Source organism: Maricaulis sp. ABE4_448, from assembly GCF_056160825.1.
Genome location: NZ_JBSWXX010000005.1, coordinates 131907 through 146276 on the forward strand (window position 1 = coordinate 131907; position 14370 = coordinate 146276).

10 protein-coding genes are annotated in these 14370 nt (G+C 64.5%); 4 read left to right on the forward strand and 6 right to left on the reverse strand.

The genetic code is table 11. The features are described 5' to 3' along the window. Window positions 1-2241: a sensor histidine kinase gene (locus ACXAJV_RS14410; RefSeq protein WP_475086129.1), complete on the forward strand. Its 2241-nt coding sequence runs from the start codon at window positions 1-3 to the stop codon at window positions 2239-2241. Here ACXAJV_RS14410 and ACXAJV_RS14415 read toward each other — a convergent pair. The 5 genes from ACXAJV_RS14415 to ACXAJV_RS14435 form a co-directional block, all read right to left on the reverse strand. Then, window positions 2235-2753 carry a GNAT family N-acetyltransferase gene (locus tag ACXAJV_RS14415; protein WP_475086130.1) on the reverse strand — a complete coding sequence of 173 codons (519 nt, stop codon included), beginning with the start codon at window positions 2751-2753 and terminating at the stop codon, window positions 2235-2237. The two genes, ACXAJV_RS14410 and ACXAJV_RS14415, sit on opposite strands and share 7 nt — an antisense overlap. 139 nt (window positions 2754-2892) lie before the next feature. Further along, window positions 2893-3981: a ferritin-like domain-containing protein gene (locus tag ACXAJV_RS14420; RefSeq protein ID WP_475086131.1), complete on the reverse strand. Its 1089-nt coding sequence runs from the start codon at window positions 3979-3981 to the stop codon at window positions 2893-2895. 141 nt (window positions 3982-4122) lie between these two features. Further along, entirely contained in the window at window positions 4123-4947 is an 825-nt protein-coding gene (locus ACXAJV_RS14425) for an LOG family protein (protein WP_475086132.1), read from the reverse strand. Between the two features lie 104 nt (window positions 4948-5051). Continuing rightward, the gene (locus ACXAJV_RS14430) at window positions 5052-6821 is read right to left on the reverse strand and encodes an SLC13 family permease (protein ID WP_475086133.1); all 1770 of its coding nucleotides are present in this window, start codon (window positions 6819-6821) and stop codon (window positions 5052-5054) included. Between the two features lie 137 nt (window positions 6822-6958). Further along, the gene (locus ACXAJV_RS14435) at window positions 6959-8062 is read right to left on the reverse strand and encodes an anhydro-N-acetylmuramic acid kinase (protein WP_475086134.1); all 1104 of its coding nucleotides are present in this window, start codon (window positions 8060-8062) and stop codon (window positions 6959-6961) included. Between the two features lie 62 nt (window positions 8063-8124). Here ACXAJV_RS14435 and tyrS point away from each other — a divergent pair, with 62 nt between their 5' ends. Beyond that, window positions 8125-9369 (forward strand): tyrosine--tRNA ligase, encoded by a 1245-nt coding sequence (tyrS, locus tag ACXAJV_RS14440; protein WP_475086135.1) that lies wholly within the window; start codon window positions 8125-8127, stop codon window positions 9367-9369. A gap of 144 nt (window positions 9370-9513) precedes the next feature. Here tyrS and ACXAJV_RS14445 read toward each other — a convergent pair whose 3' ends face one another. Beyond that, on the reverse strand, window positions 9514-12954 hold the full coding sequence (locus tag ACXAJV_RS14445; protein WP_475086136.1) for a YhdP family protein: 3441 nt from the start codon (window positions 12952-12954) through the stop codon (window positions 9514-9516). Window positions 12955-13056: 102 nt separating this feature from the next. Here ACXAJV_RS14445 and bcp point away from each other — a divergent pair, with 102 nt between their 5' ends. Together bcp and ACXAJV_RS14455 are read left to right on the forward strand one after the other, a co-directional pair. Beyond that, window positions 13057-13527 (forward strand): thioredoxin-dependent thiol peroxidase, encoded by a 471-nt coding sequence (bcp, locus tag ACXAJV_RS14450; protein WP_475086137.1) that lies wholly within the window; start codon window positions 13057-13059, stop codon window positions 13525-13527. Continuing rightward, window positions 13527-14336, forward strand: a complete 810-nt coding sequence (locus tag ACXAJV_RS14455) for a ferritin-like domain-containing protein (protein WP_475086138.1) — start codon at window positions 13527-13529, stop codon at window positions 14334-14336. The genes bcp and ACXAJV_RS14455 overlap by 1 nt, the downstream gene beginning before the upstream one ends. Window positions 14337-14370: the final 34 nt, after the last annotated feature.

A 14370-nucleotide genomic window follows, 5' to 3' on the forward strand; every position in this document is an offset into this window, starting at 1 on the left:
ATGATGGGGGAATCGGCGCAGAAGCCGGAGAACGGGGGCGGCATTGACGCCGGCAGGACGATAGACACTTCAAGGCCGAACGCTGCGCGCCGACAAGCTTATCAGGCGCCCCACACCATCGCCCGCTTCACCGCCGTTGCGATGGTACTGGCGACGCTTGGCTTTATCTGGCTTGTTCTGTCCCTGGACAGCGCCAACCTCGCCGCAGAGCGCCACCCGGCCCGCGACAGCATCTTGCTCATCATCGGCCAGGAGCCGTTCGATCTGGCCCCCAACACCCCTGTGTCGTTCAGCGGCATTGCCGGCGAAGAACTGGTAATCCCCGCCGCAGACTTGGCAGCTGACCCGACACTGTCCTCCCCGCAACGTCATCGGCTGGCAGAGCATCTTCGTGCCGGCCTGTCCACGTCAGCGCGCTTCACTGACCCGTCCGGCGTCCAGCAAGTCCGCGACATCCGGCCTCGCTCCGCCGGGCTGGGTGACTTCAAGGGCGGTGACTGGATGGGCCTTACCAGCGCCCTTCTGGGCGCCCTGTTCGGCCTGGCTGTCTGGGCGTCGCGGCCCCGACTTCCGACCGCCCGCGCCTACAGTATTGTCGGAGGCATGCTGCTCGCCTCAGAGCTGACGCATCGGCTGTCAGCTCAATTCGGCCTGCTGACAACGCCCGAACTCGCGATCGCAACAAGCGTGTTGAACGGGACCTTTCTGCACGTCTTCGCCCTCGCATTCGTCTTCGTCTTCCTGCTCTTCCCCAAAGCCCTGCTCACCCACCGAATGGCGGTTGCTACAGCCGTGGCGAGCGGTATCGCCGCACTCGCTGCTGTCGCGCTCGGTTTCTTTGTGGATGCCCGCATCTCCTATTCCATCCAGATGGGGGAATATCTGGTGCTGCTCGCGCTCGTCGGCATCCAGTTCTGGATCGGCCGCAAGGACCCCATCATCCGCCCCTCGCTGGTGATGCTTCTGGCCACCATCCTGCTGGGCATCGCGCTCTATGCGCTGATCGTCCTGCTTCCCATTTCAGGCTTTGTGAAAGTCACCCTGGGCGAGGACGCCGCCTTCCCGCTCTTTGTCCTGATCTATTGCGGCATCGGCGCGGCGATCGTGCGAACCAGCCTGCTTTCGCTGGACGGATGGGTACGCAACATCGTCCTGTCCGTAGCCTTTTTGGCCGTGATCCTGCTCGTGGACATCGCCCTGCTGACCTTTGTGACCCGGCAACAGGATGTGGCACTGGGCCTCGCCTTCGCCGGCGCTGCCCTCGTGTATTTCCCGCTGCGGGAATGGCTGGCGCGGCGGCAGGAACGCCGGCGCCTGGCTGTCGTGCAGCACGCGCTATCGCGCGCGGCGGACCTCGCCTTCGCAACGCATGAGGATCAACGCTCGGAAAGTTGGCACGCCGCCGTTGAAGCGAGCTTCCAGCCGCTGGAGATCGAGGTCGATCCCGCACCGCTCGCAGACCCGACGATCGAGCGGAGCGGTACGGTCCTGCGCTTGCCAGCGCTGGGCGGCGCCCCTGCCCTGGTGTGCCGGCACGCGGATGCCGGGCGCCGGCCTTTTGTAGCTGGCGATCTCGACACGGCAAGAGCCCTTGTCCGAATGACAGAGCGCCTCATCGCAACGCGTGACGCCTACCTGGCCGGCGTGACCGAGGAGCGGCATCGTATTGCCCGCGACCTGCACGACGATGTGAGTGGCAAGCTGATGATCAGCCTGCACCGGCCCGATGCTAACGGTATGCGCCGGGATGTACGTGAAGCCATGGCCGACATCCGCACCATCGTCACCGGATTGGCCGGAAAGCCGCGGGAACTGGCTGACCTCCTGGCCGACCTGCAGGAAGAATCCCGCTCGCGCTGCGAAGCGGCGGGCTTCTCGCTGGACTGGCCAACCGATGAGATTGAAAGGGGATGTCCGCTCGACTACGCCGTCTACCGGCACCTGCTTGCACTGTTCCGTGAGAGTGTAAGCAACGCCATCCGGCATTCCGGCGGAGATCGGGTGACGATCCGGACCACGCTCAGCCAAAACCGCCTGTCAGCGCAGATCACCGACAATGGATCAGGCGATGCGAAAAACGTCCCGCCCCGCAATGATGGCGGACACGGTCTCGACAATTGCCGCCTGCGCGCCCGCTCACTGAACGGCCACTTCACGTTCGAGCAAACTCCAGCCGGCAGCAGGGCCTGTTTCGACATCGATTTGTCTGCATCACCCGTCGCAATTGAACCCGGTCACTGATCCGCCCGGCCGCGCCCTGCCCAACCCGCCCGCGTCAGGCGCATTACTGTGCAGTCGTCATCGCCAAAGCGGCGCGGCCCGACCACTTCGAACCCCAGGCGCCGGTAGAAACGCTGGGCGCCGGTATTCGTCAAAAGGGGGTCGATCAGGATCGCGGTGACCTCCGGCGGAGCAAAACAGCGGTCGATCGCCTGGGTCATCATCTGGGTCCCCAGGCCCTGCCCCAGGCAGTCAGGCTCACCGATCCAGATATCGATGGCCCGCAGGTTCCGCTCGCAATCGCCCCAGTAGCGGGTCGGCTCCTCGGCCGGATCGATGATCTGCACGACACCAACAGGCCGCCCACCGTGATCGCCGATCAGCGTCTGGAAAGCCGGGCCCGTCAGACTGATATCTTCAGCCCAGTCCGGCGGCGCGTCGCTGCCGGTGGCGGCAATGACATGCGGCTGGGCGTCCCAGCGCTGCAGGACGGGAATGTCTTCCGGCGTCGCCGGACGGAGCTTCAGGGACATGGCGGGCCTCCTCGCTGCGCATGTAGGACAGCGGTTCAGGCGACACCAGAGCGCTCACAAAAAAGGGACCCGCGACGGGGTCCCCTCAGGCGCGCCGCGCCAGAAGCAGGCGAGTGCTTCCGGCAATACGGCGTCTGGCTTATTCGGCGGCGCCGGCAACGGCCTTCACATAGGCTGTGCGGACATCCTGGTGCTTGGTGTCCAGGTCGCGGGCAACCTCCTCGTCCTGCTTGGCCAGCAGGTCGAGATCCTGGTCGGCATAGTGCAGCACGCCCATATCGGCATACGCCTTCTGGATCTTCGGCCCCCACAGACCGATATCCTTCACCACCGGCACGATGCGCTGGAACAGCATCATCTTGAACAACTTGCTGATCTCGGACTGCTCGGCCCACTCCAGGCATTCCTCGAGCGGCAGGCCCATCACCTCATAGACCTCCCGCGCCTGGAAGCGGTCGCGCATGTGGTAGCAGGCCTCGACCAGGAATTCCTCGCGCTCGTCACGCTCGGCCTGGGTGAGCTGCGGATAATAGTCGCGCAGGGACAGGCGGCCGAAGGCGACATGGCGTGCCTCGTCTTCCATCACATAGGCATTGACCATCTTGGCGAGCGGGTTCTGGGCGAGGTCGCGGATCGTGCCGAAGGCGGCCAGCGCCAGGCCTTCGATGACGACCTGCATGGCCAGATAGGTGAAGTCCCAGCGGCTGTCGCGCAGCGCCTCGTCGACGAGCTGGCGAAGCGGTTCGGTCATCGGGTAGGCGACGCCGAATTTCTGCATCAGCTTCTGATAGGCCTCGACATGGCGGGCCTCGTCCATCACCTGGGTGGCGGCGTAGAATTTGGCGTCCAGATCCGGCACCGATTCGACAATCTTGGCGGCGCAGATCAGCGCGGCCTGCTCGCCCTGCATGAATTGGGAGATATTCCAGGCTTGGGAATGACGGCGGAACTCGATCTGTTCCTTCTTCGTCATCTTGTCCCAGATCGGCGAGCCCTTCAGAGCGATGCCCTCATCGGGCAGCTGCATCGGGTTTTCGAAGTCGAGCTCGAGGTCCCAGTCGATGCGGTTGACCGCATCCCACTGCATGTCCTTGCCCTTCTGGTACAGGTGCATGAGCGTGGTGCGACCTTCGTCGTATTCGAAGTCGAACGTGGCATCGAATTGCTGCGGAACCGACCAGTGCTTGTCGATATCCGGTATCGGATACAGCTCGCGGAGCGTTCCCATGGCGCGTTACCTCCCCAGGTGCGACCAATCATTATCTTTAGTGAACATTGTTCACATGCCCAACGTGATTCAAATCTGTGCACTTGGCAAGGGGGAAACAAAAAATGTGATGGCCGCTCTGCAAGCGTGCGGCGTGCGTTCCTACAATCGTCCGCCGGGATGCGGCAGAGCGTGCTCCGCCAGTTCCCGCGTGATGTAGGCGAAAGCGTCGTCGACCGAATCCGTCCGGTAGATGAGATCCAGATCCTTTGCGTCGATCGTGCCGAACTCGACCATGGTGTCCAAATTCATCACCTTGTCCCAGTATTCCGTGCCGAACAGCACCACCGGAACGCGCTTCTTGATCTTGCCGGTCTGCAGCAGGGTCAGCGTCTCGAACAGCTCGTCCATCGTGCCGAACCCGCCGGGCATCAACACCAGCGCCTTGGCCAGGTAGAGGAACCAGAATTTGCGCGTGAAGAAATAGTGGAACTCGAAGCTGAGTGCGTGCGTGACCCAGGGATTATTGCCCTGTTCGAAGGGCAGCGAGATGCCCAGACCGATATTGTCGCCATGGGCCTCCGAAGCTCCGCGATTGGCGGCCTCCATGATGCCCGGCCCGCCGCCCGTGCAGACCACGAAACGCCGGCCCGACTTGTCACGCAGGCTCTTCGACCACTGCGTCAGCCGCGCCGCGAGTTCGCGCGTCGATTCATAGTATTCGGAGAGTTTGAGCTTGTTCAGTGCCGGTGTCTCGTCATCGCCGGCCTTGCGCAGGGCGTCGAGCTCCGCCTCGGCCTCCTCACGCGAGCGTATCCGGGCCGAGCCGAAGAACAGGATCGTGTCCTGGACATTGTATTCGGCAAAGCGGGCCTTCGGCTCGAGATATTCGGACAGGATCCGCACCGGACGCCCTTCGGGCGCATTGATGAAATCCTCGTCCTTGTAGGCCTTGGCAGGGTATTGCTGGGATTTTCCGGAAGACATGTGCACGTCCTTGAAAACAAAGGCGGCGGCACATCATGCGCCCGCCCCGCAGCCGATGCAATCTGGAAATAGATGTACGAACCAGCGCGTTTCGCCGCGCGCTTTCAGAGCGGCCAGAAGGTCAGTACGGCAGGCACGCCCACGGCAATGATCAGGATTTCCAGCGGCAGACCCATGCGCCAGTAGTCGCCGAACCGGTAACCGCCCGGTCCCATGATGATCGTGTTGTTCTTGTGCCCGATCGGCGTCAGGAAAGCACAGGACGCCGCCACTGCTACCCCCATGAGAAAGGCATCCGGATTGACGTCCAGCGCCCGTGCGATATCGAGCCCGACCGGCGCAGCAATCAGGGCGGTCGCGACATTGTTGAGGAAGTCCGACAGTGTCATCGTCACCATCATGAGGAGCGCCAGGATCGCCCAGACCGGCAACGTGCCTGTCAGCGAGAGAATGCCCTGCGCAATGAGCTGGGTGCCGCCTGTCTCTTCCAGGGCAAGACCCAGCGGGATCAGCGAGCCCAGCAGCACCAGGACCGGCCATTCCACCGATTCATAGACTTCGCTGGGACCGACGATATTCAGCAGGGCGTAGAGGATCACCACAGCCGCAAGCGCGACCACCAGCGGCACCAGACCCGTCACGGCGGCCGCGACGGCCGCGACGAAAATACCGATTGTCATCAGCGCCTTGGAGCGCTGGACAACACTGTGCCGCCGCTCCGCCAGCGGCAGCACACCGAGCCATTCGGCGGCGTCATTCACCCGGCTTTCCGGCCCCAGCAGCAGGACGAGATCGCCGGCCCGGATCGGCAGTTTACGGACACGCTGGTGGAAACGCCGTCCCTGGCGAGAGACGCCTAGCAAGGTGACGCCGCGCCGGTAAAGCAGCCGCAGATCCGTCGCCGTCCGGCCGACGATGCGAGCATCGCGCGGTACAATGGCCTCGATCAGCGCCAGCGACTTGCCCGTCAGGCCGTCGTGCGCGTCTGCCCCCGGCGGGTTCAGCTCGGCGGCGCCGATGAAAGCCTCGATCGAGGCCGGATCGCCTTCCAGAACCAGATGATCGCTCTTGCGGATTTCCTCGCCTGCGGCGAAGCCGCCCAGACGCTTGCCGCGCCGCACCAGGCCCAGAATGGTGACGTCATGGCTGTCGGCGAGCGGATAGAGATCGGCCGGCGTCTGGCCGATGGATTTGGAGTCCGCCTTCACCCCGGCCTCGGCGACAAAGACGCTGCCCGCGCCCTCTCCAGCCATGGTGCGTGCTTCGCCCTTCGGAATCAGGCGCCATCCCACCAGGGTGACGAAACCGATGCCGACCACGGCACAAATCAGGCCGACCGGCGAAAAGTCGAACATAGAGAAGGGCTCGCCCAGCGCCCGGCCGCGAAACTGCGCCACGACTATGTTCGGCGGTGTGCCGATCAGCGTGATCATTCCGCCCAGAATGGTCGCAAAGGAGAGCGGCATCAGGGTCTGGGCGACCGAGCGCTTGGCCTTGCGCGCAGCCTCCATGTCCAACGACATCAGCATGACCAGTGCGGCGACATTGTTGATGATGGCGGACAACGCCGCCCCCACAACCGAGATCAGGCCGACATGAGCCGGCAGCGAGCGGGTTGAGGACAACACGAAGCGCGCGACAAGCTCGACGGCACCCGCATTCGTCATCGCCCGCGATACGATCAGCACCAGGGCGATGATGATCACCGCCTCGTGGCCGAAACCGGCAAAGGCGTCGTGCACCGGCACAACCCCGCCGATCACCGCAATCACCAGCGCGGCAAAGGCAACCAGATCATAACGCACCCGCCCCCAGACCAGCAGCGCAAAAACAATGCCCAGCAGGACAAACAGGAAGATCTGGTCATAGCTCATGCGGCAGCAATCCCCGGCAGAAACAAGTCGTTCCAGACGTAACGCGACTCAAGGCGAAAGGAAGCAGGCTTTTGTCCGCGCTCGCCTGCTGACGGCCGAAAACCCGATAGCTTTCCCGCTCGGGACAAGGTCGGCGTTCACACTCGTGATATGCGGCCGCCGGAAACAGGGTGGCGGGCGCCGGTAGTTGAGGGGAGGCTGGTGGGCAGGCCGCGTTCGACGCGGACTGCCAGCCAGGCGAAGGCCTCGGCCTCCAGGAGATCGCCGCGCCAGCCGACGGCCTCGACCGGTTCGGCCGCAACACCCAGATCTTCACCCAGCATCCGCATCAGGGTCGGGTTCAGCCGTCCGCCGCCGGTGACCAAGAGACGATCCGGCCGGCCCAGACGTGTGATGGCATCGGCAACGCTGCGGGCGGTGAATGCGGTCAGGGTGGCGGCACCGTCGGGCGCAGCGAGATTGCGCACGGGCTCGAGGGTGAAATCCCAGCGATCTAGGGATTTGGGCGGCGCCAGCGCCAGGAAGGGATGCTGCAGCAGATCGTCCAGCGTCGCCTCGTGCACCCGGCCGGACGCTGCCAGCGCCCCGTCCCGGTCAAACGCCTCGCTGGTATGACGTGCGCACCAGGCATCGATCAGCCCGTTGGCCGGCCCCGTGTCGAAGGCGACCGGATCGCGGCCCGGCGCCATCCAGGTGACATTCGCAACACCGCCCAGATTGAGGACGGCAACAGCGCCGTCCAGGCCCGCATGATCGGCCAGGGCGCGGTGATAGAGCGGTGCCAGGGGGGCGCCCTGCCCGCCGGCCAGCATGTCGGCAGTGCGGAAATCATGGACGACATCAATGCCCAGCCGGCTGGCCAGTTTACCTCCGTCGCCGATCTGCAGCGTCTGCCCGCTGCTGCCGCCCGACGGCGCGCGGTGCAGCACGGTCTGGCCATGAAAGCCAACCAGTTCGACAGCATCCAGGTCGAATCCGGCTGCAGCGGCAACACGCTCGGCAGCCTCGGCATGACGGTCGGTCAGCACGGCTTCGGCGCGGCGGAAATCCGGCGCCGGGCCGATGAACTGCCAGTCCAGTGCAGCATCAACGGCCGCCTGCAGGATCGCCCGGTCCTCGCGGGTATAGGCAACGGTCTCGCCCGGCCCGAAGGACGTGATGCGTACGCCGTCCGTCTCGATCAGGGCGGCATCGATCCCATCCAGCGAGGTGCCGCTCATCAGTCCGATTACGCGTTTCATGCGCGGGCCCTCTTTTCTCGCCGCAGCGCTCGACCTAGAAGCGCTCTATCAGGAGAGCGATCATGAGCGAATACAAATCCAAACTCGTGCGCACGCTTGTCGAGCGCGGCTACCATTTCCAGTCCACCGATCTGGAGGGTCTCGACGAGACCGCCAGCAAGGGGGTGGTCACGGGCTATATCGGATTCGACGCCACCGCGTCCTCGCTGCATGTCGGTTCGCTGGTGCAGATCATGATGCTGCGCCGCATGCAGCAGGCCGGCCACAAGCCGATCATCCTGATGGGCGGCGCGACGACCAAGATCGGCGATCCCACAGGCAAGGACAAGATGCGCACCATGCTCGACGAGGCCCAGATCGAGGCCAACAAGGCGAGCATTCTCAAGCCCTTCTCGCGGCTGATGTCGATCGGCGACGGTCCGACCGACGCCATTGTCGTGGACAATAATGCGTGGTTCTCCGAGTTCGGCTATCTGGAATTCCTGCGTCGCTTCGGCACGCATTTCACCATCAATCGCATGCTGACATTCGAATCGGTCAAGCAGCGCCTGTCGCGCGAAGAGCCGATGACCTTCCTGGAGTTCAACTACATGCTGCTCCAGGCGGTGGATTTCCTCGAGCTCAACCGGCGCCACGACTGCACGCTGCAGCTGGGCGGCGGCGACCAGTGGGGCAATATCGTCAATGGCGTCGAATTGTGCCGCCGGGTCGACCAGAAAGAGGTCTTCGGCTTCACCACCCCGCTGGTGACGACGGCGTCGGGCGCCAAGATGGGCAAGACGATGGATGGTGCCGTCTGGCTGAATGCCGACATGCGCAGCCCGTACGAGTACTGGCAGTTCTGGCGCAATACCGAGGACGCCGATGTGGGCCGCTTCCTGCGCCTCTTCACCGACCTGCCGCTGGACGAGATTGCCCGTCTGGAAGCACTGGAGGGCGCCGAGATCAACGACGCCAAGGTGCGCCTGGCCAATGAGGCGACCACCCTGCTGCACGGCGCCGACGCCGCCCGCGAGGCCGAGGCGACGGCAAAGCAGACCTTTGCCGGCGGCGGGACGGGCGATGCCCTGCCCACCGTCACCTTCGACATGTCGGACGAGACGGTGACCCTGGTCGGCTTGTTCGTCGAAGCCGGTCTGGCCGGTTCGAACGGCGAGGTGCGCCGTCACATGAAGGCCGGCGCTGCCAAGGTGAATGATGCCGCGCTGAGCGATCCCTTCGCCCGGCCGACGGACGAATTGCTTATCGACGGCGCAATAAAGCTGTCGGTCGGCAAGAAGCGGCACGCCCTGGCCAAGCCGGCGTAGGAGGCGAGGACTACCCGCTTCTCCCGTGGGGAGAAGGGCCCGGAGGGCGGATGAGGGGGAATCCCGGTCCCGGCGTTCGTGGCGCCGATGACGGTGTTTCCCCCCTCTCCCTCGATCCCTCTCCCGAGGGAGAGGGAGGTGGGACTATTCGTCCGGCCCCGATTCTTCAGGCGCGTCTTGCGGCTCCGGGGCAAGCTCTTCCACACCCGCCTCGCGAACCCGGTCACGCGCTGCGCGTTCGGCGGCCGTGCCTTCGAAGATGCGGCGCAGAACGCCCGGAGCCAGGGCTGAGAGCGGATTTGCAAAGACGGTGAGACTGTCGAATGGGCCCTCGACGGAATAGGTGATGCCGATCACGCCCTCACCGGGCCGGGAGACCAGGATGTCGCCGATCACCGGCACCCCGCCGAACAGGGAATTGAGCGCATAGGACGGGGCAAGATTGCCGTCGATCGCCGCTCGCTCGGATGCGAAATCGATTGTTCCCGCAGCCGTCACGCCCAGCGCATTGCCCGCCGCACGGGCATCGCCGATGGTCATCAGACCGTCCTCATAGAGCAGGTCGGCATCGATCCGGTCGAACACGATTCCCTCGCCATTGAGCAGCGCCGCCAGGCCCTGAAAGGAGCCGGCGGCGAGAATCCGGGCGAGAATCGGCACGCGGACGAGCGTCAGATCGGTTACTTCGAGCCGGGCCGACAAGGGCCCTTCCATGCCCAGGGGCGGCGCCGAACCCAGCATCGCCATCCGTCCGCCCAGGGCATAGGGTTCTCCCCCGAACAGGGAGGCAATACGCTCGACGCTGGGCGCCTGCAGACGGAATTCACGTGCGCCACCCGGTTCGCTGGCACCGAAAGCGGCCTGGAAGGACCCGTCCATGGTCTGACCGGAGACGGAGAAGGCACGGATGCCCGCCGCCTCACTGCGCCAGATCAGGTTGAACTCGTCCAGCACCGAGCGTTCGGACAGGATGAGCCGCGCAATATCGGCATTCACGGACAGGGGCATCACCCCTCCGCCCTCACCGAGCGACGTCAGCTGCGCCACGAAATCGGACACATCGACATACTGGCCGGACAGCTGCAGATCGAGCGGCGCGCCCGCGGTTTCCGGCACGGCCAGCCGAGCCGAAACATCCGCCAGCCCCTCGATGAAGAGCCGGTCGAGATCGACACGGTCCAACCGGTTTTCAGCTCCCATGACGAGACTGCCGGTGACCTCCACCCCTTCGCTGCGCACGGCCAGCGCGTCGACAGAATAGCGGCCGGTTTCGTCCACGGAGATGCGCAGCTCGGCCTCGCCAGGCACGCCAACAGCCTTGCTCCACACCCCGCCGGGTGTTTCCAGCAAAGCCTGTTCCAGATCGGCATGAAGATCGATCGAGCGGAAATCCAGCCCGTCCGACACAGCTTCGCCGATGAGACGGATGGGGCCGTCGAAATAGCGCCGCACCGGGATGTTGAACACATCCAGCGTCGCCGCTGTGACATCCGCTGACAGGCCGATCCGGGTCGAGGCAGCATCATCCGGCAGGCCGAATGTCTCGGTCCAGTCGATATGCACCGGCGTTTCGCCGAACAGGGCATCGCCCGAGGCTTCCAGCCCCTCCTGGCGCGCGGATATCGCGATCTCGCCACCGGTCAGTTCAACCGGCGTACCGGGGACGTTCAGGCTGACATTGGAGAAAGTGCCGTCAATGAAGAAGGGGATCTCCTCGACCGGAACGTCGGTCAGCATGGCACGGCGGATCTCGAAACGCATCTCGCCCTGCCCGCCGACCAGCGCCGGGTCGAGCCCGTATTCAGATGGCAGGTGCAGCGGCGGTTCGTCGATCAGGGCCAGGATATCCGACGCATCACCGCGGGCCACACCGCCATAGCGGGCGACTGCCCCTTTGGGATTGAGCCGCGGGATGTCGACGAAACCGTCGACCAGTTCAATATCGCCGATACGGCCGCTTTGCATGGCGACCTCGAAAGCATTGCCGCGCAGGACGGCATGTCCGCGGCCCTCAACCAGCGGCGTCATTGTGGAGATGTAGAGAACAGAGGCGTTCTCGAAATCGAAGCCAAGCGTCATGCGCTCATTGTCCATCTGCTCGGCCTCGATATCCTCGGCCCGCAGGTCCAGGTCGAACCGCGCATTGTAGAAACGGCCGCCCAGAATGCGCTCCTGCACCCAGCTGCGGGCGCTGTCGGCCAGCTCTACCGGCCAATAGGCCAGCACGGTCTCCGGCTGCACATCCCCCACGATGGGCCCTGTCAGGCGTAGATTGGGAAGGAAACGGCCATCCCCGGCCCGGCTCAGCGACACTTCGCCGGCCAGCTCGGCGCGGATGGTATCGACGGCGAGTTCGAGCCGGTCGAGCGTCGCCGCATACTCGTCCAGCCGGATCTCGCCCTGGGCGATCAGAGCCTCCCAGGACGGGTCGCGCTCGAACACATCGCCCAGCGCGACAAAACCTTCGCCGACACGGATATCGAATCGTCCGCGCGTCGGAAGAGCGCCGTTGTATCCACCGATCTCGGTCACCTCGCCCTCAAGCCGGGCCGAGAAGACATCCGACTCGATCCAGCCTTCATGGATACTCATCGTGCTCTCGACCGGGTCGAACCGGGCCGACAGGTGCGCGCCGGCGATCCGGCGGGCTTCGCCGCCGGTCAGGATCTCGCCATCGCCGACATCCAGAACGATGGATGCGGTGCGGATCCCGCCCTGGCGCGTCGCATCGACCACAAAGTCCAGATAGACCGGCGCATCCACCACACGCAGCGGCGCCAGAGGGCCGCTGTCGGGCAGCACGCCGGCGGGCGATAATTGCTGGAAGCGCGCCTCGAACAGCAGCGTCTCCAGATCGGCACCGGCCTGCAGGCGCAGCTCGACCGGCGCAAACCCGGACGGTGTCGCGAACTGGCCTTCGATCTCGGCCAGGATACGCGTGTCGTCTCGCTCGAAACGCACACCGGCATCATCCACCAGCCAGGCAATGCCGCTCTGGCCATCGACGATCCGCACGGCCGCCTGTTCGATACGCACATGCTGCAATCGGGCAAGACGGCTGGCGGGATTCTGCGGATCGGCCAGAAGCTGGAACAAGCTGGCGCTTTCATCACCGCCCCGTTCGGGCAGCTGCGCATTGGCAGCCACACGCTCGGCACTGCCCAGCCCGGCCCCGACAGCGCCATCGGCCCGGCGGACGAGCGAGAGAGAGCCGCCCTGGATATTGAGCGCAACCGGTTCCAGCCGGCCCAGCAAAAGGGCATCAACCGCCAGACCGGCCTCGATGCGTGGCGCCCGGGCAATGACGTCACCAGTCTCATCAGCAACGGTCACATCGCCCGCCATCAGCATCAGGGCGCGTGTCTGGGGATCAAAACCGGCCTGCAGCTGGCCGAGCGCTACGACATCGCCCTCGAAGGCCCGGGCCAGCATGCGCTGAGCATCCTCGCGCAGGAAGTCGAGCTCGACCGGACCGCTGGACAGACGCCACAGGACCGCGGCAATGCCGAAGATCGCCAGCGCCAGCAGAACGGCGACCGCCTCGAGCAGGTAGATCACGCTCCAGCGCAGGGACTTGCGCAGCATCAGCGCCTCCCGAGCGCAGCGGGAAGACTGGACGCGCCGGATTCTACGCGCATTTTACACTCATCAGCCCGCATCCACGGCAACAAGCGCAAGAGGGATATGATGAGCGAACTCAAAACCGGCGACCTTGCTCCGACTTTCAAACTGCCCGCCGATGGCGGAAACGAGATCGACCTGGCCGATCTGCGCGGCAAGACCGTTGTGCTCTATTTCTACCCGAAAGACGATACGCCGGGCTGCACCACGGAAGCGATCGACTTCACCCGTGCACAGGCCGACTTTGACGCGGCCAACACGGTCGTCATCGGTGTATCCAAGGATAGCGTGCAAAAGCATGACAAGTTCAAGGCCAAGCATGACCTTTCAGTGGCACTGATCGCCGACGAGGCCGGCGAGATCTGCGAAGCCTATGGCGTCTGGGTGCTCAAGAAACTCTACGGCCGCGAATACATGGGCATCGAACGCGCCACCTTCCTGATCGGTCCGGATGGAAAAATCGCCGAGGTCTGGCGCAAGGTGAAGGTGAAGGGCCATGCCGACGCTGTGCTCGAGGCGGCCCGCAAGCTCGCCTGATGAGCGACGAGACACTTCTTCGCCTGGCCCTGCGGGTTCTGGAAACGGCAGACCCGCGGGCCAAGGCGGCGGCCGCGCGCGCTGCCGCCCGGGCCTGGACCGGCGGAACCGTGCCGCTTGGCGGACCGGTCGAGGCGCCCGACCGACCGGCGCGGCCTGCAGAGCCGGTCTGCGTGGCGCCCGGCAAGGTGCCGCGCCGCCGACTCAACACGCTCGCCGGCCACTGTGCCCTGATGCATGCGATCGCCCATATCGAGTTCAATGCGATCGATCTCGCTTTCGACATGGTCGTGCGTTTTGCACTCGATCCGGCGCTGGATGATGCCCGGCGACCGGAATTCGTCACCGACTGGATCGGCGTCGGCGATGACGAAGCCCGCCATTTCGAGATGGTGGCCGACCGTCTGGAAGCCATGGGCAGCCATTACGGCGCCCTGCCCGCCCATGATGGATTATGGGATTCGGCCCGGACCACGGCCGGTGCACTGGACGCCCGGCTCGCCGTGGCCCCCATGGTTCTGGAGGCGCGCGGACTGGATGTAACACCCGGCATGATCGAGCGGCTCATGTCTGCCGGTGACCGCGAAAGCGCCGGAATTCTTCGGATCATTTATCAAGAAGAAGTCGGGCATGTCGCCGCAGGCGCCCACTGGTTCAGATACTTATGCGAAAAATCAGGCCACGAACCGGCGTCATATTTTCAGACCCTGGTAACCAAATATTTCCGCGGGCGCCTCAAACCTCCCTTCAATACCGATGCGCGCAAGCGTGCCGATCTGCCGGCGGATTTTTATGGCCCCCTCGTCTGAGACGGCGCAGCTCTTGCATTGGCGTGTATTGATA

Coding starts and splice junctions, on each gene's coding strand:
- ACXAJV_RS14410 (WP_475086129.1), top strand. CDS start 1: ATGATGGGGGAATCGGCGCAGAAGCCGGAGAACGGGGGCGGCATTGAC.
- ACXAJV_RS14420 (WP_475086131.1), bottom strand. CDS start 3,981: ATGGGAACGCTCCGCGAGCTGTATCCGATACCGGATATCGACAAGCAC.
- ACXAJV_RS14425 (WP_475086132.1), bottom strand. CDS start 4,947: ATGTCTTCCGGAAAATCCCAGCAATACCCTGCCAAGGCCTACAAGGAC.
- ACXAJV_RS14445 (WP_475086136.1), bottom strand. CDS start 12,954: ATGCTGCGCAAGTCCCTGCGCTGGAGCGTGATCTACCTGCTCGAGGCG.
- tyrS (WP_475086135.1), top strand. CDS start 8,125: ATGAGCGAATACAAATCCAAACTCGTGCGCACGCTTGTCGAGCGCGGC.
- ACXAJV_RS14415 (WP_475086130.1), bottom strand. CDS start 2,753: ATGTCCCTGAAGCTCCGTCCGGCGACGCCGGAAGACATTCCCGTCCTG.
- ACXAJV_RS14430 (WP_475086133.1), bottom strand. CDS start 6,821: ATGAGCTATGACCAGATCTTCCTGTTTGTCCTGCTGGGCATTGTTTTT.
- ACXAJV_RS14455 (WP_475086138.1), top strand. CDS start 13,527: ATGAGCGACGAGACACTTCTTCGCCTGGCCCTGCGGGTTCTGGAAACG.
- ACXAJV_RS14435 (WP_475086134.1), bottom strand. CDS start 8,062: ATGAAACGCGTAATCGGACTGATGAGCGGCACCTCGCTGGATGGGATC.
- bcp (WP_475086137.1), top strand. CDS start 13,057: ATGAGCGAACTCAAAACCGGCGACCTTGCTCCGACTTTCAAACTGCCC.